The 20,279-nt window shown below is 39.9% G+C and carries 26 protein-coding genes; 10 read left to right on the top strand and 16 right to left on the bottom strand.

Translation table 11 applies throughout. The annotated features are described in order from the left end of the window. Window position 1 precedes the first annotated feature (1 nt). From SAR02S_RS07675 to SAR02S_RS07640, 8 genes are read right to left on the bottom strand one after another with little or no spacing between them, the layout of a single operon-like run. Window positions 2-1,252, bottom strand: a complete 1,251-nt coding sequence (locus SAR02S_RS07675; protein ID WP_041958509.1) for a uracil-xanthine permease family protein — start codon at window positions 1,250-1,252, stop codon at window positions 2-4. Window positions 1,253-1,301: 49 nt separating this feature from the next. Next, on the bottom strand, window positions 1,302-2,372 hold the full coding sequence (gene dxr / locus SAR02S_RS07670) for a 1-deoxy-D-xylulose-5-phosphate reductoisomerase (RefSeq protein WP_041958507.1): 1,071 nt from the start codon (window positions 2,370-2,372) through the stop codon (window positions 1,302-1,304). Next, window positions 2,373-3,137, bottom strand: coding sequence for a phosphatidate cytidylyltransferase (locus tag SAR02S_RS07665; RefSeq protein ID WP_041958505.1), 765 nt, complete (start codon window positions 3,135-3,137; stop codon window positions 2,373-2,375). A gap of 59 nt (window positions 3,138-3,196) precedes the next feature. After that, window positions 3,197-3,535 (bottom strand): hypothetical protein, encoded by a 339-nt coding sequence (locus SAR02S_RS07660; RefSeq protein ID WP_041958503.1) that lies wholly within the window; start codon window positions 3,533-3,535, stop codon window positions 3,197-3,199. 51 nt (window positions 3,536-3,586) lie between these two features. Beyond that, window positions 3,587-4,921, bottom strand: a complete 1,335-nt coding sequence (locus SAR02S_RS07655) for an NFACT RNA binding domain-containing protein (RefSeq protein WP_041958501.1) — start codon at window positions 4,919-4,921, stop codon at window positions 3,587-3,589. Further along, complete coding sequence (locus tag SAR02S_RS07650; protein WP_041958499.1) at window positions 4,918-6,060, bottom strand: glycerate kinase family protein; 1,143 nt, start codon at window positions 6,058-6,060, stop codon at window positions 4,918-4,920. The genes SAR02S_RS07655 and SAR02S_RS07650 overlap by 4 nt, the downstream gene beginning before the upstream one ends. After that, window positions 6,057-6,512 (bottom strand): methylated-DNA--[protein]-cysteine S-methyltransferase, encoded by a 456-nt coding sequence (locus tag SAR02S_RS07645; RefSeq protein WP_041958497.1) that lies wholly within the window; start codon window positions 6,510-6,512, stop codon window positions 6,057-6,059. The genes SAR02S_RS07650 and SAR02S_RS07645 overlap by 4 nt, the downstream gene beginning before the upstream one ends. A gap of 1 nt (window position 6,513) precedes the next feature. Then, entirely contained in the window at window positions 6,514-6,966 is a 453-nt protein-coding gene (locus tag SAR02S_RS07640) for a GNAT family N-acetyltransferase (RefSeq protein WP_041958495.1), read from the bottom strand. A 104-nt stretch (window positions 6,967-7,070) separates the two neighbouring features. Between SAR02S_RS07640 and SAR02S_RS07635 the strand changes: the two genes are divergently transcribed. The 5 genes from SAR02S_RS07635 (at window position 7,071) to mobA (ending at window position 10,460) form a co-directional block, all read left to right on the top strand. Continuing rightward, window positions 7,071-7,472, top strand: coding sequence for a gamma-glutamylcyclotransferase family protein (locus tag SAR02S_RS07635; protein ID WP_041958493.1), 402 nt, complete (start codon window positions 7,071-7,073; stop codon window positions 7,470-7,472). Window positions 7,473-7,562: 90 nt separating this feature from the next. Next, entirely contained in the window at window positions 7,563-8,177 is a 615-nt protein-coding gene (locus SAR02S_RS07630) for a Crp/Fnr family transcriptional regulator (protein ID WP_041958491.1), read from the top strand. A gap of 76 nt (window positions 8,178-8,253) precedes the next feature. Further along, on the top strand, window positions 8,254-8,481 hold the full coding sequence (locus SAR02S_RS07625) for a YgaP family membrane protein (RefSeq protein ID WP_041958489.1): 228 nt from the start codon (window positions 8,254-8,256) through the stop codon (window positions 8,479-8,481). A 126-nt stretch (window positions 8,482-8,607) separates the two neighbouring features. After that, window positions 8,608-9,873, top strand: coding sequence for a 3-isopropylmalate dehydratase large subunit (leuC, locus tag SAR02S_RS07620; RefSeq protein WP_041958488.1), 1,266 nt, complete (start codon window positions 8,608-8,610; stop codon window positions 9,871-9,873). After that, window positions 9,873-10,460 carry a molybdenum cofactor guanylyltransferase gene (mobA, locus tag SAR02S_RS07615; protein WP_041958486.1) on the top strand — a complete coding sequence of 196 codons (588 nt, stop codon included), beginning with the start codon at window positions 9,873-9,875 and terminating at the stop codon, window positions 10,458-10,460. The genes leuC and mobA overlap by 1 nt, the downstream gene beginning before the upstream one ends. Window positions 10,461-10,531: 71 nt before the next feature. On the opposite strand, the gene SAR02S_RS07610 is transcribed toward mobA, so the two are convergent. Further along, on the bottom strand, window positions 10,532-11,665 hold the full coding sequence (locus SAR02S_RS07610; protein WP_041958484.1) for a nitrous oxide reductase accessory protein NosL: 1,134 nt from the start codon (window positions 11,663-11,665) through the stop codon (window positions 10,532-10,534). Window positions 11,666-11,798: 133 nt separating this feature from the next. On the opposite strand from SAR02S_RS07610, the gene SAR02S_RS07605 reads away from it, so the two are divergent. Then, window positions 11,799-12,086, top strand: a complete 288-nt coding sequence (locus SAR02S_RS07605; RefSeq protein WP_041958482.1) for a Dabb family protein — start codon at window positions 11,799-11,801, stop codon at window positions 12,084-12,086. On the opposite strand, the gene yddG is transcribed toward SAR02S_RS07605, so the two are convergent. Next, complete coding sequence (gene yddG, locus SAR02S_RS07600) at window positions 12,061-12,966, bottom strand: aromatic amino acid exporter YddG (protein WP_041958481.1); 906 nt, start codon at window positions 12,964-12,966, stop codon at window positions 12,061-12,063. The genes SAR02S_RS07605 and yddG overlap by 26 nt on opposite strands. A gap of 51 nt (window positions 12,967-13,017) precedes the next feature. Between yddG and SAR02S_RS07595 the strand changes: the two genes are divergently transcribed. After that, a complete protein-coding gene (locus SAR02S_RS07595; protein ID WP_052433567.1) occupies window positions 13,018-14,064 on the top strand; it encodes a phospholipase A in 1,047 nt (348 codons plus the stop codon). Window positions 14,065-14,116: 52 nt separating this feature from the next. Here SAR02S_RS07595 and rbp read toward each other — a convergent pair whose 3' ends face one another. Continuing rightward, window positions 14,117-14,395, bottom strand: coding sequence for an RNA-binding regulator (rbp, locus tag SAR02S_RS07590; protein ID WP_041958479.1), 279 nt, complete (start codon window positions 14,393-14,395; stop codon window positions 14,117-14,119). Window positions 14,396-14,623: 228 nt separating this feature from the next. Here rbp and moaC point away from each other — a divergent pair, with 228 nt between their 5' ends. The 3 genes from moaC to SAR02S_RS07575 are packed head-to-tail and all read left to right on the top strand — an operon-like array spanning window position 14,624 to window position 16,598. Next, window positions 14,624-15,103 (top strand): cyclic pyranopterin monophosphate synthase MoaC, encoded by a 480-nt coding sequence (gene moaC, locus SAR02S_RS07585; protein WP_041958477.1) that lies wholly within the window; start codon window positions 14,624-14,626, stop codon window positions 15,101-15,103. After that, a complete protein-coding gene (locus SAR02S_RS07580; protein WP_052433566.1) occupies window positions 15,075-15,332 on the top strand; it encodes an HP0495 family protein in 258 nt (85 codons plus the stop codon). The genes moaC and SAR02S_RS07580 overlap by 29 nt, the downstream gene beginning before the upstream one ends. 12 nt (window positions 15,333-15,344) lie before the next feature. Beyond that, a complete protein-coding gene (locus SAR02S_RS07575) occupies window positions 15,345-16,598 on the top strand; it encodes a DUF6781 family protein (protein ID WP_041958473.1) in 1,254 nt (417 codons plus the stop codon). A 53-nt stretch (window positions 16,599-16,651) separates the two neighbouring features. On the opposite strand, the gene SAR02S_RS07570 is transcribed toward SAR02S_RS07575, so the two are convergent. The 5 genes from SAR02S_RS07570 to SAR02S_RS07550 form a co-directional block, all read right to left on the bottom strand. Next, window positions 16,652-17,161 carry a DUF4405 domain-containing protein gene (locus SAR02S_RS07570; RefSeq protein ID WP_041958471.1) on the bottom strand — a complete coding sequence of 170 codons (510 nt, stop codon included), beginning with the start codon at window positions 17,159-17,161 and terminating at the stop codon, window positions 16,652-16,654. A gap of 58 nt (window positions 17,162-17,219) precedes the next feature. Then, window positions 17,220-17,468 carry a lipoprotein gene (locus SAR02S_RS07565; protein WP_041958469.1) on the bottom strand — a complete coding sequence of 83 codons (249 nt, stop codon included), beginning with the start codon at window positions 17,466-17,468 and terminating at the stop codon, window positions 17,220-17,222. A 184-nt stretch (window positions 17,469-17,652) separates the two neighbouring features. Further along, the gene (locus SAR02S_RS07560; protein ID WP_041958467.1) at window positions 17,653-19,170 is read right to left on the bottom strand and encodes a DUF3373 family protein; all 1,518 of its coding nucleotides are present in this window, start codon (window positions 19,168-19,170) and stop codon (window positions 17,653-17,655) included. Between the two features lie 40 nt (window positions 19,171-19,210). After that, on the bottom strand, window positions 19,211-19,549 hold the full coding sequence (locus tag SAR02S_RS07555) for a hypothetical protein (protein ID WP_052433565.1): 339 nt from the start codon (window positions 19,547-19,549) through the stop codon (window positions 19,211-19,213). A gap of 246 nt (window positions 19,550-19,795) precedes the next feature. Further along, window positions 19,796-20,134: a hypothetical protein gene (locus tag SAR02S_RS07550; RefSeq protein ID WP_041958463.1), complete on the bottom strand. Its 339-nt coding sequence runs from the start codon at window positions 20,132-20,134 to the stop codon at window positions 19,796-19,798. Window positions 20,135-20,279: the final 145 nt, after the last annotated feature.

Below are 20,279 nucleotides of genomic sequence, written 5' to 3'. Positions count from 1 at the left end.
CTTACTGCTCACTGATATGATGCCCTTTAGGCAATACTAAATTGAGCACAATACCTACAATCGCACCTAAACCAATACCACTAAACGCAACGCCACCCATATCAACCACCATACCACCAATGGCTAAAACAAGAACCATTGAGACGATGATCATATTGCGAGGATCGTTCATATCGACTTTTTCTCTTACCATTGTGCCTAAACCAATCGAAGCGATAATGCCAAAAAGAAGCAGTAAAATTCCGCCCATAACAGGAACGGGAATGGTTGCCAAAAGACCGCCCAGTTTACCAACAAACGCTAACACAATGGCAAAAATAGCCGCCCATGTCATAATGGCAGGGTTATACGCTTTGGTAATCGTAACGGCACCTGTCACTTCAGAATAGGTTGTATTTGGAGGACCGCCTAGCATCGATGCCGCAGTCGTAGCAATCGCATCACCTAGAAGTGTGGTTTTCAAACCTGGCTTTTTAAGATAATCGGTTTTCGTTACATTGCTGATGGTTAAAATGCCACCCACATGCTCCACCGCTGGTGCAATGGCAATCGGTAAAATATAGATGATCGCTTCAAGATTCCACTCAGGTGTCACAAAATTTGGTATCGCAAACCATGCCGCTTTCGCGACTGAGTCAAAACTGACAATCCCTAACACTAAAGAGACGCTATACCCTGCGATAATACCACATAAAATCGGCAATAATTTAAGAACACCTTTACCTAAAAGTGCGACTAAAAGCGTGACAATCAGTGCTGACATCGAAACCATCATGGCTTGATTTAAAGGCACTAAAACAATCGCACCATCGCCTGTTTTTCCCATCGCCATATTGACCGCTACAGGTGAGAGAATCAAGCCAATCGTCATAATGACAGGGCCTACGACCACTGCTGGAAAAATCTTGTGAAGGAAGTCTGAACCTTTGATACGTACGAGAACACTGAGAAAAAAGTAAAAAAGTCCTGCTGCTGCAAGACCGCACATGGTGCCTGCAAGTCCCCACGTTTTAAGTCCGTAAATAATCGGTGCAATGAACGAAAACGAAGACGCCAAGAAAATTGGAGGAATCTGCTCACGCGTAGTAAGTTGAAACAGAAGCGTTCCAAACCCTGCTGTAAAAAGCGCAACGTTAGGATCAAGCCCTGTTAAAATGGGTACTAAGACCAATGCGCCAAAGGCAACAAATAAAAACTGCAACCCAATAATGCTATCTCTTAGCCTAAAATTGTAGTCCGTTTTATGTAACATTTATACCTCTTTATGGAAAATTTTTGTGTTTTTAGCTTTACATGTAAAACTAAAACGATAAGCAGTAACGCCTTACTTCGAGGTCGATCTCAAAAACCTCATCCAAACTCTTTGGAATTGCATCTTCAAAGTGTCGATACGCTTTTATGGTACGTTTTGCTAACTCTAAAATATTAATCTCTTGGTTGAAAAATTTAGTGATACCCACTTCATTGGCAGCATTGATGACGACACCGCGTGTTGGATGAGCGAGTACGTCATCTTTAATCTCCCAAATCGGGTACCGCGCTGCATCAATCTTTTGGAACGAAAAAGAGCCAATAGAAGCTAAATCAATGGAAGGGAGTATCGGTTCTTTTACCTCACCTAAAAGTGCAAAAGCGATAGGAAGTTTCATATCGGCAACGGCTAAATGTGCGGTGGTACTGCCATCTTGAAAATCGACAAAGGCGTGAATAATCGACTTTGGCTCGATAATAGCATCCAGTATATCAGCTCCAAAAAGCCATTTGGCTTCTAAAAGCTCAAAAAGTTTATTGGTCATCGTTGCACTATCGATGGTAATCTTAGCGCCCATACTCCAGTTAGGATGTTTAAGTGCATCTTGAAAGGACTTTTGAGCAAGCTCATTTAACGGTGTATCGCGAAAGGCTCCACCACTTGCCGTAATCGTCATACCGCGCACAGGGCGATTGCCCAAAAGATACCAGAGCCCAAAATGCTCACTGTCAATCGGTGTAATATGAGAAGTATCAAGCAGATGTCCTGCAACGACAAGGGATTCTTTATTGGCAAGGGCAAGGCGTTTGCCAAGACGTAAAGCTTCAATGCTAGGAGCGAGTCCTACAAAACCTACCAAAGCGTTCACCACTAAAAAGCTTTGTGTTTTTTGAAGTAGCTCTAAAATGCCCTCTTTACCAACAAAAACATTGGTATGGTTCACTAAAGCGCGATCTTTTGCATCACTGATTGCTACATATTTGGGATGATGCTCTTTAATTTGCTCATTTAAAAGTGCAATATTTTTACCTGCAACAAGGGCTTCAACCATAATGCCAAAACGCTTGGCGATAATAAGTGCATTAACTCCAATGGAGCCTGTTGAGCCAAGGAGTACCACTTACGCGAGCCCCCGCAGTAAAATGACCATAACGACAGCACCAAAAAGGTAGCCATCCAGGCGATCTAACATACCGCCGTGCCCTGGGAAAAGGTTGCCACTGTCTTTTACGCCTGCTTCACGCTTGAGATAACTCTCAAAAAGATCGCCAAATACCGAGGCAACCGATGTCAAAAGTGCAATTAAAGCAGAAAGCCACAGCGAGATAAAAAACGTTCCATAAAGTGCACCCGCTACCGTAGCGATCAGCACACCTCCGACAACGCCTTCGAGTGTTTTGTTGGGTGATGTTGGTGAAAAAGGTGTTTTACCAATGCTTTTACCCACAAAGTAAGCGCCTGTATCGGTGAGTGCCACAATGACAACAAGCCAAATAAGAACAGACATACCAAAGTCGTGGTAAAGCGCATAGATAAAAAACATCGAAATAGAAGGGTAGAAAAATGGTGCTAAAAGTTTATAATCTACTTTTTTAAGATACGACATCACAGCCAAAGAGCCGATGAGCGCAAGGTAAATAAGATCATCAGGATTTGGGTAAATAAACGCGGCAAGCCACAATACAACAGCATAAACGTACAGTTTGTTATCTTTGATTTCAAAGAGGTTCATCGCTTCATAAAAAGCAAACAAATACATAGCACCCATTATGAGCCATGTAATCAAATTGTTGTTCAAAAATGCGACAATGGCGGCAAATGCCATCATCACCAGACCTGTAAAAACGCGCTGTTTGTTCGACTCGTAGAGTGCTTTAAAGTTCATGAGAAACTCTTTTATGATGTTAATGTGTAAGAAGCAATCATAGCAAAGTCAAGGTGAGGCTAAGCTTTAACGTCTAAATGACCATCGTGAACGGCTGGCACTTCCTCTTCAGAGGGCGCATCATGGTGCTCAGCAAGCTCTTCTTTTTGCTTCATCTGCTCCTCTGTCGCGCCATTTTCTTCTTCACGTCTTTGGTGCTCATGTTCATGCTCAGGATCGATTTTATAAGTCTCTTCCGCAGGCCTGACATCTTCAACGACCTCTTCTTTTTCATTTTGCATAGCTTCAGCTATGGCACTTTGCATTTGAACGCTATTGAGATAATCCATCTGTTTCCCCGCTTGCACAGGTATCATCTGGTTGGCATAAATAACATTTCCAATCGGTCCTACAGGCATTTTTACCTCCTTTTTGAACTATTGGGACGGCTGCAAAAAGCAGCAAACTCTCTACTCCTTATATATTTTGAGCGTTTGATACTCTTCATAAGCAACATTCGCTCCATCAAAAGGTTTAACGTTTTTGCGTTTGGTATAATCGACCAAATAGCCACCTTTTTGAGAAAGACTAAACTCGACACAGAGTTTTGCGGCAAAAATGAGAACCGACTCAGGGACATTCTGTTTTTCAGTGCAAATAATCACATGAGAGGATGGCATATCTTTTACATGTAACCATATATCGTTCTTTTTCGCCTCTTGCAAGAGGGCGATGTTGCCTTTTTCATTTTTACCCAATAAAATTCGGTATCCCTCTAACAAAAAGGTCTCATAGAGATTGCTCTCATCGCCTTTTTGCTTTGATTTGCGCTGTTTTGGCACTAAAATCTGGATCTCTTCAGGATCATGTGCCGCGTTAATGACACCCACCATGCGCTCTAAAAAGAGTCGTTTCTCGTCTAAATTCTCTTTTTGGCGATGCACCGAGAGCGCTTTTTGGCGCAGTTTCTTCGACTTTTTAAACAGTATATTGGCTGCCATTTGAGGCGTTTGAGCTTGAGGTAACACAATCGTCACTTCGTTACCTTCAAAATCTACTAACGTCACGCTCTCTTGATAACCCTTGATCGCATTGGTGTGCAAATGCGCCAAAACCAATGACGCCTCTTTTTGTGCTTCTTCGCTTTTGAGCATCAACTCTTCTTCATTTTCGAGTGCATCAATCGCTTGGGTAAGCTTCGTGATCTTTTTTTCCACCTGAGCGATTTTCTGTTTTTTGATCTCTTCAAGCTTTACATGTAAACGTTTTTCATACGAGGCTTTCAGGTATTCTTCAATGCTTCCGCCCAGCCCAAAAGGCTTCTCTTTAAGCTCTTTGGGTGGTAATTTTTCCAAGACTTCATTAACCTTGACACTACGAAACGAGACACTGGAGTCAATATGTCGCATCGCCTCTAACACCACTTCGTTTTCATCTAAGATAATGGCGTTGGTGTTGCGTCCCGTAAATTCCAACTGCAACATTGTGCGCATCGCTTTGTAACTCGAACTCGCAAGCACCCCAATGCGCCAAATACGGTTGCCCTCTTCCACTTCCATTGACTCAATCTTAGCATTAGAAAATCGCTTAGCAAGAAGAACATCAAATGGAGCAGTATAACGCTTGGCTTGTTTAAAGTCTTCTTTAAAAAACATATACGAATCCCCACGCCCAAGGTCAACAAACAACGGCTCTCCCGCTTCAAAAATAATGCGCAAAACACTGTCATCCACACGGTAAATGGAGGAAATTTTACGGTATTGCTTTAAATAGTCATTAATACAAACAAGTTCACTATGTTTCATTTATCTCTTTTTACCAATTTTATAAGCCGAAAAATCTCTTTCGTGCTCTGTTTGACAAGTTTTTCAGCTCTTGTTTTTTCCATCGCCTCTTCCAAACTCATGGGGTAGCGCATAATCGAAAAAAGTGCGTCCACACCTTCGTGTTCTTCCAGCTCATCGGCAATGCCGCCACCTAAAGCGATGAGAGGCACACCTGCTTTTTGAGCGCGTTTGGAGACGCCACTGAGCACTTTACCCATTAAAGATTGCTTATCGATGCGCCCTTCTCCTGTGATGACGAGTGTTGCATCTTTGAGGTGTGCATCAAACCCGATCTGATCTAAAATAATATCAATGCCTGAACGAAGTTTAGCATCTAAAAAGGCTTGCATACCACCACCCATGCCACCCGCCGCACCGGAGCCTGCGTTCATCGCGACATCTTTTCCAAGCGTGTTTTTAAGCACGTGTGTAAAATGCTTCATCCCCGCATCAAGGCGTTCGATCATGGCCGCATCTGCACCCTTTTGCCCTGCATAGATATGCGCTGAACCATGTAATCCATACATAACGTTATCCACATCGCACGCAACAATAAATTCGCATGTTTTAAGCTCTGGCAATACCTGCACGTCATCCACATGATGCACTTTTTCCAAAATCGTTCCACCCAAACCAAGTTCATTGTCCGATGTATCCAAAAATCGATACCCAAGTGCTTGCATCATGCCAAGTGCGGCATCATTGGTCGCACTCCCACCAATGCCTACGATAAATTTACGACACCCCTTAGCAATCGCATCTTTAACCATCTCTCCCACGCCAAAGGTTGTGGTCAAAAGAGGATTACGCTTCTCTTTAGGAACAAGCGGAAGTCCGCCCGCTTGTGCCATTTCAATGACAGCGGTTGTGCCATCTCTCAAAATGCCATACTGAGCGCTGATGGGATTCATCAATGGGTCATGCACGTTACATGTAACGATTTTTCCTTGGACATTTTGCATAAGAGCTTCAAGCATTCCCTCGCCACCATCGGCGATATAACACGAAGTGACACTTGCTTCTTGGTAAACCTCTTTAATGCCCTCTTCTATCCACGCGGAGAGTTCTTGCGAACTTGCACATCCTTTGAAAGAGTCAATTGCTAAAACTACTTTCATCGGTATTTTTGCTCCAATGCCAACAGATACTCTTTACGCCATAATCCTCCACTGTACCCACCGATCCCGCCATCTTTGGCAATCACACGATGACATGGGATGATAATAGCGATCTTATTTTTACCATTAGCATTCGCAACCGCCCGCGTAGCTTTGGGGTGTTTGAGCAGTTCTGCCTCACGGCTGTAGGAGATGGTTTCACCATAAGGAATACTTTGAAGCACATTCCACACACCCTGTTGAAAGAAGGTACCTTTGGGATGCAATGGCACGCTAAAGGTTTTGAGTTTGCCTGCAAAATAGGCTTCGAGCTCTTTTTTGAGCAGCTCAATATGTTGGTTTGAATCTTTAAAGATTTCACCATTATCGTCAAAATCCAAAGCGCAAATGCCACGATCATCTGCTGAGATCAATAACAATCCAACAGGCGATGAAAAGGAACAATACACCATGCTAACTCCTTAGTGCTTTATGCATACAAACACTGTTTTCCATCCCTACATACGGTGCATAGTTTGGAATGACCTCGTAACCTATTTTGGTATAAAGCGCAATCGCTTCGGGTTGAGCTTTGCCTGTTTCTAATTGAGCATGTGAAAAACCACACGCCACTGCCCACGCTTCTAATTCACCTAATATCTGTGACGAAAAGCCACGTCTGCGATAGACGGGCAGGACAAACATTCGCTTGATTTCAACTGTTATGTCATCAATTTTTTTAAAACATCCACATACCACAGGCAGTCCATCTTCATATCCCACCAACGCTGTTTCGATAGGATCGATCACATTGTGTTTATCATACAATGATTGCTCTTTTCCATAGCGAGCATTGAGCTCTGCATCCAACGCTTGGGTGAGAGCACAAAAATCCGCATGCGTGTTGGATAGTTTACATGTAAACATTAAAAACCTTCGATGATTTTCTTATTATTATACCCTCTTTGCATAGTTTTTGAGCAGTCAAATGGTTACAAAGCATGGTATGATTTTCATCAAGGAGCAGGCACATGACACACCTCTTTACGTATGGATCATTAATGTTTGAAGACGTCTGGAACAGACTGGTCAAAGGAAATTATCTCTCGCAAAAAGCAACCTTGCAAGGTTACGCCAGACGTTCTGTCAAAGAAGATGAATACCCTGTCATCTTCCAAGCCGATGAGCTTGTCGAAGGGGTCGTTTATTACGATATAAGCGAGGAAGACATGGTCATTCTTGATACTTTTGAAGGCGAGTATTACGAACGTAAAGAGGTGGAGCTTCTGGTGAAAGACGAACCGATCAAAGCATCTGTTTATGTTTTAAAAGAGAAGCACTTTGATATTATCGACCCCAAGCCGTGGAGCGAAGCCCTTTTCGCAACCGAGGGTATCAAACGCTTTTTAGCCAATTACAAAGGGTTCGCATAAACCTTCAAATCGCACATTAAACACTTTTGATTGAGCGTTTTTGGGTCAAAATCGTGTACAATATGACATTCTTACATGTAAAGGCAATGGATGTTGAGTTTACACGATTTTAAATTTGTACAAGCCTTGAATGATGAGGAGTTGAGCTACCTTGAAAAACATGCAAAACGCGTTTCAATCCCGAAAAATACCATTCTTTTTTATCAAGAAGATATCTGCAAAGATATTTTACTGCTTGGTAAAGGCGAGATAGAACTTTACATGTACGGCGAAAGTGATAAAAAAATTCCACTGTATGCGCTCAAAGAAGGTGAGCAATGCGTCATCAACACTTCAAGTACCATTTCCCAAACACCTGCCATTGGCACAGCACAAAGTTTAAGTGATGTGGAAGGCTGGCTTATAAATGAAGAGGTCGTAAAACATCTCATGCACCGTTCCCCTACTTACCTCAACTATGTTTTTTCACTTTTTACGATCAAGCTAGATGCCCTAGCAACGCTTATCCAAGACATCAAATTCAAAAAACTCGACAGCCGTATTTTAGAGTGGTTGAACTCCCATCATACACATATCGTTCAAGCTACCCATGAAGAGATCGCAGAAGCACTTGGAACATCACGTGTGGTGATCAGTCGCGTGCTCAAAGACCTTGAAAAACAAAATTTAGTGAAGCTGCATCGTAAAGAGATTGAAGTTTTGTAACACTTTTGTAACGTATGTTACTGACAATTAAAGGTTTTTTGTTTTATAATAACCAAAATCAAAATAGGAGCTTGAGATGAAATGCAATGTAGGAAAAACAGATAAATCACTTCGTGCTATCGCGGGTATTGCCATAATTATTGTAGGCGTTATTTTTAACAGTTGGTTGGGACTTATCGGCATCGTACTTTTAGCAACAGCACTTTTTCGTTTCTGCCCAGCATACCTTCCTTTTAACATCGACACTTCTAAAAATGATGAGTCAGGCTCATGCGGTGGCGGTGGTTGTGGCTGCGGTAAATAACCGTTATTCTCACACCAAAACTACATCCAAGAGTTACCTTTTGAGGTAGCTCTTTTCCCTCTTTTTTTTTCTTAAACCTTTTTTCGCTAAAATACGCATATTTTACATGTAAACAAAAGGCAGACCATGGGACAAACCATCACTGAAAAGATTTTTAGCGACCACGTGGGTCACGCTGTAAAAGCGGGCGAGATTATTAAAAGTAAGATCGATATGGTTATCGGCAATGACATTACCACACCTATCTCGATCAGAGCATTTGAGCAAAGCGGTGCGACAAAACTTGCAAACCCTGATGGCTTTAGCATCGTGATGGACCACTACATTCCTGCCAAAGATATCGCCAGTGCAAACCAAGCGAAGATCAGCCGTGAATTTGCCTATAAACATGACCTTAAACACTATTTTGATGAAAAAGACATGGGCATTGAACATGCACTTTTACCTGAAAAAGGTCTTATTGTTCCAGGGGATGTTATTATCGGTGCGGATTCACACACCTGTACACATGGCGCTCTTGGTGCATTTGCTACTGGTATGGGTTCAACGGACTTAGCGTTTGCAATGATTACAGGCGAGAACTGGTTTAAAGTACCTGAGTCCATCAAAGTCGTCTTTAGTGGAAAACCTAAAAAACATGTTTACGGAAAAGATTTGATCCTTGAAGTCATTCGTATTTTAGGTGTGGATGGCGCATTGTACCGCACGCTTGAATTTACAGGTGACACCATTGGTTATTTGAGCATGGACGATCGTTTCTCACTGTGCAATATGGCGATTGAAGCGGGTGCAAAAAGCGGTATCGTTGCAGTTGATGACACAACAAAAGCATTTTTAAGCGACAAAAAGCTTGCGCGCGAGCCAAAATTCTTCTACTCCGATGCGGATGCTTCGTATGTTCAAGTCTTGAATATCGATGTCGCCAATCTTGAACCCGTGGTTGCTTATCCGTTTTTACCATCCAATGGTAAATCGATCAATGAAGCCGTCAAAGATGATTTGAGCATCGATCAAGTCTTTATCGGCAGTTGTACCAATGGACGCTTGGAAGATCTTCGTATTGCGGCAAGCATCTTAAAAGGTCGTAAAGTGGCACGTAAAACACGCCTTATCATCACTCCAGCAACACAAAAAATTTCATTGCAAGCGCAAAAAGAGGGCTTGGTTGATATCTTTGTTGAAGCAGGTGCGGTCTTTAGTAATCCAACCTGTGGTGCTTGTTTAGGCGGTTATATGGGAATTTTGGGCGAAGGTGAGCGTTGTGTTTCCACAACCAATCGTAACTTTGTAGGACGCATGGGAGCACGTACAAGCGAAATCTACCTTGCCAACTCAGCCGTAGCCGCTGCGAGTGCTGTTATGGGCAAAATCACTGATCCTAGATCTCTCTAATGCCTTTTATCCCGCTACCTTTAGTCATCATTGCTGGCGGGAAAAGTTCGCGCATGGGAAGCGACAAAGCATTGCTTCCCTTTGGCGATTTTAAAACTTTGACCGAGTTCCAACTACACAGACTCAAACCCTATTTTTCCAGTTTACATGTAAGCGCAAAAAATAGCGCAAAATTTGGTTTTGAGTCCTCTTTTATCGAAGATACAACTAGCTACAAAGAGCACTCACCGCTGGTTGCCCTACTTTCTATTTTAGAACATTTGAAAACACCTGTGTGTGTCCTCAGTGTCGATACACCTTTTGTCACACCAGAAATTTTTCAAAAACTTTATGAAAATTTTGAAGAGGGAGATGATGCGATTATTGCAACATCGCCTTGTTCCTCACATCAACTCTGCGCACTTTATGCGCCCTCTATTGCCGAAAAAATTCGCGAACAACTTTCTCACAATGAACATAAAATCCGCTTACTCCTCGACCAAAGCCATACAAAATATATTGCGTTTGAAGACGACGAACCCTTCTTAAACCTCAACCACCCTCACGAATACGCAGAAGCTTTATTGCACGCTACCAACACTAAATAATCTTAACGTGGTAGCGTAGGTAGCCTTAGAATATATTTTTTAAAGGCGCAAGCCACCAAGAACAAGAGTCGTTATTTATCCTGCGCATACACCAAAGGTTCATCAATTTTAGAAAATTCTACAATCTGTAAACCCTTATGGTCTTTCATAAATGTTTGTGCACTTTTAAGGGTTGAAAATGGAATGAACTCTTTGCCCATCGGGCCATTCGCATCACTGCCAATCACATAAAATGCTTTTTTACCATCAATGACCGCACCTGTGTAATAATCACTGACTAACACCGTAATCTCGGTATCATTGTGTTTTGTGTAGTTTCCCCATTTTGCAGGATTGAGATAAAACTTCAACATATCTTTTGGACCATCAAATGCATGATTGACGGTTTTGCCATTTTCGTTATAACTTATACGTGCAGCCCATTTTGGATATTTATACGCAAACATACCACATACAGGACATTTTTCATCTTTTTGAACATTCATGGTTGTTTTATGTTCAGGATGTTCTTCAGCGCGTAAAACTTCCCATACATACAATGAAACCGATTGAAGCTCTTTATCCCCAAGCTCGCCACAAACAGCCGTTTTTTTAATATTCGCTTTTAGTTCGCCAATGGTTTTAAAAGCATGGAGATTAATTTTCTCTTTTTGACATCCAGCATGGTAAATTTTCTCACCCATTGGGTACATACCCTTTTGCTTTCTTTTCGTAAATTCATCCGCATCATCCGCTAAAGAAGCTTTTGCTTTAGCAAATGCCACATCAAATGTACTCACTTCACCACCATTTTCAACGGCAAATGCCTTAGCATCTGCCTCTTTTTCAAATGCAAGTTTACTGACCATGCTCATCGTACCAGGTACTTTTGAACCTACGACATAAAACGCACTCTTTGCATCAATCAATTTTTCACTTTTTGCATCGGTGACCACAATTTTAGAAATATGTGATTCAATGAGAGGAAAATCTGCTGCAAGACAACGAATAGAACAGTACTGTTTTGCCGTACCATCTTTAAGATAGACACCATGTGAAGTTTTATAGTTATGGTTTATATTCATACCACACATAGGACAATACGCTTTAGCCTCTCCTTTTTGAATCAACTCTGGCTCACCCGTTGCCATCTTATTAAATTCTTCTGCGTGTAATCCCAATGCTAAAACGATTGTGAAGAAGAGCGCCCATAGACTTTTTTGCATACCTAACTCCTTTTTGGAAAATAGTATTGAGTTTATTCTCAAAGTGTTAAATTAGTGTTAAATGTCACACTCAAGAACATCATCTTTTTAGCATACAGATTTGCTATAATGTATCAAACATTAAGGAGAAAAGATGGTTAAACATATTGTATTTTTTAAACTACCTGATAATTCTGAAGCCAATAAGCAAGCTGTGAAAGATCGCATTATGAGTATGCAAGGTAAGCTAGATTTTGTGAAACATCTTGAAGTAGGTATCAATTTTTGTACGGAAGAGAGAGCATTTGATGTTGCGCTTGTGAGTGATTTTGAAACGAAAGAAGACTTACAAACGTATGCAACGCATCCCATCCATGTTGAAGTGGTTACTTTCATCAAATCGCTGAATGCCGTCTCTAAAGTGGTCGATTATGAGTACTAATTTTTTGCCATAGCCCTTTAAAAAAAGGGAGCGATGAGATAATGGATCCTAGGACGATCAGAGAACATGCCAACCAAATGGCACTGTTTGGAGACGATCGTCCAAACAAAACAAGCATCAAGGTTGAAAGAAGTGGCGTTGCATACGAGAGCGAGCCGATAAATTTAATATCGCCTTGTTTCATCCCATAATCCCAAACAAAAAATGCCACGCCTACAGGGCCAAGTCCAAGCCCAATGGCAGCAAGTAACTCCTCTAAATCAGGGATGTAAGTCTGCTCAAACAGTAGATGCGCAACGAGTGAAAACAGTGCGCTTGCTCCACAAAATCCACCAACAGAGAGTGTAGGCACAGAGCCAAAATAGCGTGAGAGAACAGAGTAACTGCTCCAAATAAACGCACACACCAGTGCATACATATAACCTTGTGTATACTGAGAAGAAAAAGCAATTTCTTTGCCAAAGCCTATTAAGACTAATGCTCCGAAAAAACCTAAAAGTGCCCCTACGATATGAAACCATCGTAATTTTTCATTAGGTAACCAAGCACTTAAGAGTACGATAAGCAGAGGCCAAAGATAATTAATAAGATTGGCTTCCAACGCAGGTGCGCTTTTAAGCGCTAAAAAGTAGAAAAAATGGTAGCCAAAAAGACCATAAATCCCTACGAACCAGACTTTCCACGGTAGCTGAAGATGGACTAAAATACCTCGACCCTCTTTGATCCACAAAAAAAGTCCAATGCTAAAAGCAATACTAAAGGCAATAAATGTCAATTCAAAGGGAGGAATGCGATTGGTAAACACGGTAAAAAGTGCTAATGTTGCCCAGAGTAAGATGGCAACAATACCTGCAATGTTTCCTTTTTGTACACGATTCATTTTTATATCCACCGAGATTTCGTTATAATTTGATCTTTTGAAAGGTAACCCGTGAAAAAATTACTTTTGTGCGCTATTCTAGCACAAATTCCTCTCACACTTTGTGCTATAGATACAAGTGATCTTGAGAAAAGAGCAACGCAGGGTGATGCTAAGGCAGCCTATGAATTAGCAAAACACTATGATGCGCAACACGATGATGACCGCGCATTAATATGGTACAAACAAGCCGCTATTTTAAGTTTTGAAGCGAAAGAGACACGTAATAAAACACTTGAGAGTAGCCTAGTACAACAACTACAAAAAGTTGAGCGCACAGAAGCTGTGTATAGTTCATTTTTGGATTCTTACAATGATGATGAAGAGACAAAAAGTTCCGTTCAACAAATGGTGACGCACACTTTTGATATTGCACCTTACAAGATGAACTATCTCTTGCCATATACCTATGATAATGTTACGCATGACAAGAGAGATCATCAAGAGACAAAATTTCAAGTAAGTTTCCAAAAAGCTCTTGTTGACAATCTTTTTGGCCTGCATGAAACCATTGTTGCCGCGTATACACAAACATCGTGGTGGCAGACAGCATCGGATTCAGCACCATTTCGTGAGACAAACTATCAGCCAGAACTTTTTGTGATTATGCCACATTTTGATAAAGATAGTTTTATTAAAGCGTATCAATTTGGTATTTTACATGAGTCTAATGGACAAGGTGAAGGTAAATCCCGCTCATGGAACCGCTTGTATGCAAAGACTTTTTTCCAAGCAGGTGGCTTAGTCATTGCTCCTCGTATTTGGTACCGTATTCCTGAAAGCAGTAATACCGATGACAATCCTAATATAGATGATTATCTTGGTTCTGCCGATCTTGAGCTGATTTATCCATGGAAAAAGCAGACGTTTAAAATGCTACTAAGAGACAATCTTCAGTCCGAAAATAACAGAGGTGCTGTGCAATTTGATTGGACATTTCCATTGTGGGAAGAGAATTTATTTGGATACATACAACTTTATAGCGGTTATGCAGAAAGCCTTATTGACTACGATAAACGAACCAATCGTATCGGTATAGGTTTTGCGCTTTCACGATAAAAAACGGTAAAGAAACCCACACTTTCATGTGGGGTTTCTTTACATGTAAGCGTTAGTTGAAATCTCTTGGAGATCTTCTTGGACGCTCTTCACGAGGTCTAGCTTCATTAACTTTTAAAGTTCTTCCACCGATCTCTTTTTCATTTGTTGCTTCGATAGCAGCTAATGCTTCTGAATCATTTGGCATTTCAACAAAACCGAAACCTTTTGATCTTCCAGTCTCTCTATCACTGATGATTCTTGCACTTGATACTTCACCATACGCTGAGAACATCTCTTGAAGTTGATCTCCCGTCATCTCATACTTTACATTGCCCACGTAAATATTCATTTACCGTACTCCTCATTTTTGGATCATTCACGTTAGCTTTTGCCCGTAACTTTCGCTAACCTTAAGATAACATTGAATGACTTTACAAAATCATTGTAGCATAAAATCAAGATTTCTAAGCAGAGAGACGCTTGTTTTTACCAAGAATGAGAAAAAATGACACACTCTTATCACGCACTCTCTTAAGAGAAATGGTGTTATAATAGTTACAAAAATAAAGAGGGGCGGATGAAACTAACCCATTTAGACGAAAAAGATCGACCAAAAATGGTTGATGTCAGTGATAAGAGCGAAAGTTTTAGAGTTGCCGTAGCAAGCGGTACTATCACAATGAGTCAAGTCGCATTTGATATGATTATTTCACAGCAAACTAAAAAAGGGCCTGTGCTTCAAACAGCAGTCATCGCGGCAATTCTTGGAACAAAACGTACGAGTGATCTCATTCCTATGTGTCACCCTTTGATGCTCACTTCTGTGAATTGTGATGTTGAAGAGCTTCCAAAACTTCCTGGATTTAAACTAACTGTTACCGCTAAACTCACCGGACAGACAGGGGTGGAGATGGAAGCGCTCACAGGTGTGAGTATTGGACTTTTAACAATTTACGATATGTCCAAAGCGATTGATAAATCAATGGTTATCAATAGCATACAATTAGAATCTAAAAGTGGAGGAAAAAGTGGAAACTACACCCGAACTTCAGCTTGATTACCCATGTCATTGGGAGTACAAACTCGTTTTAAGCACTGAGCACAATGTCACCACACTAGTGCAGGAAATTTTGGAAGAGCGCATCCATGAGGTTCGCAAATCTCAAAATAGTGCTAAAGGCAATTATGTAAGTTACACGCTGAGTGTGCTTGTCCATAATGCTGATGATCGTAAAATGCTTTTTCATATGCTCAAATCGCATCAACATATAAAATTTGTACTGTAAAAGAGGTCAACCATGGAATCAACATACACTATTTTTTTAGCCACACTCAAAGAGAACAAAGGTCATCCTGAACTCCTCAAACTGATCAGTGAACTCACCTTTGAACTCTCCCGTAAAAAAGTTCAACGCCTCAAAGATGAGACCAACATTCATAACCGCATTGGCGAGCTCTTCGAACTTTATTGCAAAGCACTACACGATGAAGGACTCAAATCTCCTCGAGCAATTAGCAGTGTCATTGATGGTCTTTTAAAAGCGACCAGTCATGAGAAAGAGGCATTTTTATACAAAACCATCTATGAAAAAGAGCAACTCGAAAAAAGTATTTTTGCACAGAAACAACATATTCGTAGCACTATTTCTGAGTCATTTAATGTCCTTGAAGCGCATATTTCACAAATGCAACCAGAGACAAAAGAGAGTGCGTTAAGTGCATTACATGATGCAAAGCTCCGTGGTATTGAAATGTTAGGGATTTTGAAAGAGACTACCCAAGAGGCACTACTCACTACCCTTGAAAATGGAACAGACGTCACAGATACCATTCATGAAATCACAAAAAATCTCAGTTTTCAAACCATTTCAGAGGGTGACTTAACAAAACAGCGTATCATCGATATTTCAAATACGATCATTTCGGCCAGTATTGATATTGCCGATGAAGACTTAGGACATGCAAAAGATATTTTAGATGGCTCTATTAACGGTGTTCGCGAAGGAATTACCAAAGCCATTGATAAATTTAAAAACGATCTCAAATACGCTCCAACGGAATCTATGGAAGGTCTTTTAGAGACTGACCTTTCTGAGCTTCGTAAAGAGCTTTTACGCATGGATGAGCAGTTTATCACTCTTTTAGAAGTGCTTGCTTCTCAGAGCGAAGGAATTTCTGCAAGTATCATTAAAGAGATGACCAAGGAGATGAACAGCTCTACCGCTAAAATCATGCGTGCCGCTAATGATGCCAAAGAGGTGATCAGTGAGCGCATTGAACAACTCAAAGCAGATGCTTCGGTTTTTGAAAAAACGTTTAAAGACAGAGCTGAGAAAAAATTTGAATCCCTCAGAAAAGATGTGAATAAATTTGAGAAGACAGCCTCTGCAAAAGTAGAATCTTTCAAACAATTTGAATTTGAAAGTGATACTGCAAAACAAGTGGCACAAGAGGCTAAAAAACTTGGATTTCGTGCATGGGAAGTAGCAAAACATATGATGGATGGCGCTGTTAAAGGGGCTAAAGACGCGATAAAAAAAGAGGATAAATAAACTTTCTCTTCTTTTACATGTAAGGATTTTTTCCTTACATGTAAAGACTGAAACTACTGCACTTTTGGTGCGGTAAAGACAATATTTAAAATCTCATCATTTGTTTTACCATTCGCTTTGGCAATCTCTGAAACGGATTGTTTACTTGAAGCTAAGATCTGCTTATCGGCCAAGACTTTGACCATCATTTCTTCATCTAAATCCACAAATACGGCTACTTTAGAAAGCGATGCGTTCATCATTGCTCCAATGACGGCCCCTTTTGGATTGAGACCTTTTTCTACAGGATTTACCAATGGAGGGATGATAAAAGCTAAAATCACAAGGAATCCCAACAAGATAGAAAGCAGTGTTGAGCGTTTTTTGAAGTATGAGCGAAAACCACTCCAATTTTTAAGTAAGTGCAAACAAGAAATTGTTACAAACGTAAAGCCTAACCAAATATGAAGTGTCTCACTGGAGAGGATACGAATTTTAAAAAACATCATCACTCCCGTAATGGAAACAACTGCAAACATAACCGTTAATAAAGCACTTAATATATTTCTAGGGATAACATTCATCTATAACTCCTTAATTTTCGTATGAAATTATAGATGCGTTATGTTAACCCTTTGTTAATTACTCAATGCCTGCAGAGTGCATAAACATTACTTTATCGGCAACTAACTTCACTTTGATGTAGTGTTTTTCATCACCCCATGTACAATCGCTCATTCCAGCAAGCGAGTCACATTTGGTTGCTTTCCCTAAAATATCACTTACTTGAACGTAGCTCATGCCCACTTGTATTTTGTCATAATTTTCTTTGCTTAGTTTTGAACACCCTGCAAATATAAGCACCACTAACGCTATTATGATATATCGCATGCCTACTCCTTGATTCGATCTTGCAATAGACTAACATATTTTTACTTTTTAGTGGCTTTTCGAAGCGAAGATAATTATTTCAGTATATTTTTTTATAGCTCACATAGTTTCTAGGACTTTAGGAGGTATAGCAATAAGAGAAGATAGAGAGGCCATAGGACCTCTCTAAAATTAAAGATAAAGATTAGTATCTGTATCTTAAAGAAGCACGGATATTTGAAGCTGATTCAACCGCATTTGGAGTTGTTTTAACATCATTCGCTCCACCTGTTGTTCCATCAAAGAACATATCACTACCAGTATAGTCATAGTTAATATATACATAACTCAATTGTGCTGTCAGATTTTTTCCAACAATTGGTAATGTATAGTAGACTTCATACGCATCGCCACGTGCTGCAAGTTTTGAGCCAATCAAACTGTCTTCACCATAGGTAAAGCTTCTCCAGTATTTACTACCATGGTTATATTCTAATCCTAGTCTTTGACCTTTCATAATACCAGGAACTTGTACACCAGTATAAAGAGAAGTACCTGTCTCTTTATTGGCTGAACCAAGCATCTCACTCATAGATACAATGCCTGTATTCGTTAAAACACCGTGTGTACCTTTTGGATCTGTTTTACTAAATGCATACGAAGCAAAGAATATAGTATCATCTAAGAAATCACTGATTCCATCACCAATACCATTAACTTGGAAAGATAATGCACCACCTGTCAGATCACCAACATCAACTAAGTTAGTATTAACTGTAGTAGCTGTTAGATTAGAGAAATTGGCTCCCATCATATTCCAGCCTTTAAAGTAATTGGTCATTACTTTATACTGGCCATTATCGAACAACTGCCAAATTAATCCTGCTAAATCCATATTAGGTGCATTCAAAGAAGTTTGAGCATAACCTAAATTACCAAAATTTTGTAATGGAACAGTACCATTGAAGTTATCAAAGGCAGCATATTTTGAATCTGCATTTGTATTTCCTCGACCTAAACAAAGTTTAAAGTACATACCTGCGATTCCTGTTACTTTATCCATGTCAAATTTGAAGCTTGCGCCATCAAATTCCATATTGATATTATGACCAATTGGTGAAGCAGGATTTTCATTATCGGCCCTAAGGTTAGTCAAGAAACCATCAACAGAAGGACGACGCCCAAATGAAGCAGTATATGGGACATCACCAATATCTCCAAAATAAAGGAAATATGCTTCTTTTAGCCTAATTGTTGAATCGTCCGGCGTTTCAGAAGAGTACCAATCCATATTCTGAAAAGGATTGGCCCCTGTTGCACTGTTATTACCAAACATTTTATAAGCACCCAAAGCACCTTTGAAAACCAAATTATCTGCAGGTTGTGCGCTCATTCCAAGAATAAGTTTATTCGCCCAAATACCATTTTTTTGATCTCCTGCAGTATAACCATTAGATGGATTTTTTACCCCATTAAGTTTGTACTCAAGAGCATCATAGGATGTTCTAAAATCAATATTAAACTTAACATTATCACCTGAATCGTGTGCTTTAATTTCATTAACTTGCGCTCTTAATGCATCTACATTAAGTTTTGATTGAGCACTTTTGAGCTCTGCCATTTGCACCTTGAGTGCTTCTATTTCCTGCTTTAAAGAATCATCAGCACCAAATGCTGACGATAATGCTGCTCCAAGGAGCAGCGGAGCGATGATTTTCTTCATCTTTTTTTTACCTTTTCTAAGTAATAATTATTTAACAATTCTAGCAAGACGGAACGTTGCCGCTATCGCTCGCAAACTCAATACAGAAATCTCTAATGTCTGGCATAAATTTCTCAAATTTATCGCCTTTCAAAAATGCATCTAACCCAGAATACTTTTTAGAGTACTCTGCAACAAATTTTTCTGCTTTGCCATCAAAAAGAGCTTTCCACTCCGCTTGTGTATGCTGTGCTGCGAATTTTGCGCCATTCAATCCTGAACCATCTTTCATGTATTTAAGATAGTACTTTTGTCCTTTTGCCGCATCTGCAAAAGCAGATGTACTCATAATGCCCACAACCAAGAAAGCTGAAACAAGTAAACCTAAGACTTTTTTCATCATTTCTCCTTTTCAAATTTTAGATATGGAGTCATCATAACAAAAGTAAAATAAATTTTAATTTAAAAAAAGAGGTTTGAGGCAAAATAAGTAAAATTTATTTTTACTTTTAAGGACTAATCTAAATTATAGAGGCTTTTAACTGAAGAATAGTGTTATATTTAGTAATTTTAATTTAACTTATAGAAAAGCTTTTCAGATAAAATTGACTTTACCTGAAAAGTATGCATTTATTTAGGAAGAAATTTAGCAGGATGGAACGTTGCCACTATCGCTTGCAAATTCAATACAAAAATCTTTAATATCTGGCATAAATTTCTCAAATTTATCGCCTTTTAGAAATGCATCTAGCCCTGGATACTTTTTAGAGTACTCAGCAACAAATTTTTCTGCTTTGCCATCAAAGAGAGCTTTCCACTCTGCTTGTGTGTGCTGTGAAGCAAATTTAGCACCATTCAAGCCAGAATCGTTCTTCATATATTTAAGATAGTATTTCTGACCCTTAGCAGCGTCTGCAAGCGCATTAGTACTCATAAGTCCTGCTATAAAAAACGCTGTAACAAGTATTCCAATGATTTTTTTCATTCTTGATCCTTTTAGTTAAGTTTACATCATACTAACGCAAAGAGACTAAAATAGAATTTAAGAAAAGAAATTGAGTAGCTAGTAAATAGCATGTATATTTATTGTGATAAGATAGAAATAGAGAGAATGGGTCTACTGAAAAAAA

Source organism: Sulfurospirillum arsenophilum NBRC 109478 (genome assembly GCF_000813345.1).
Classification (GTDB): Bacteria; Campylobacterota; Campylobacteria; order Campylobacterales; family Sulfurospirillaceae; genus Sulfurospirillum; species Sulfurospirillum arsenophilum.
The sequence above is the reverse complement of the archived record's forward strand: the minus strand, read 5'-3'. Positions and strand labels throughout refer to the sequence as shown.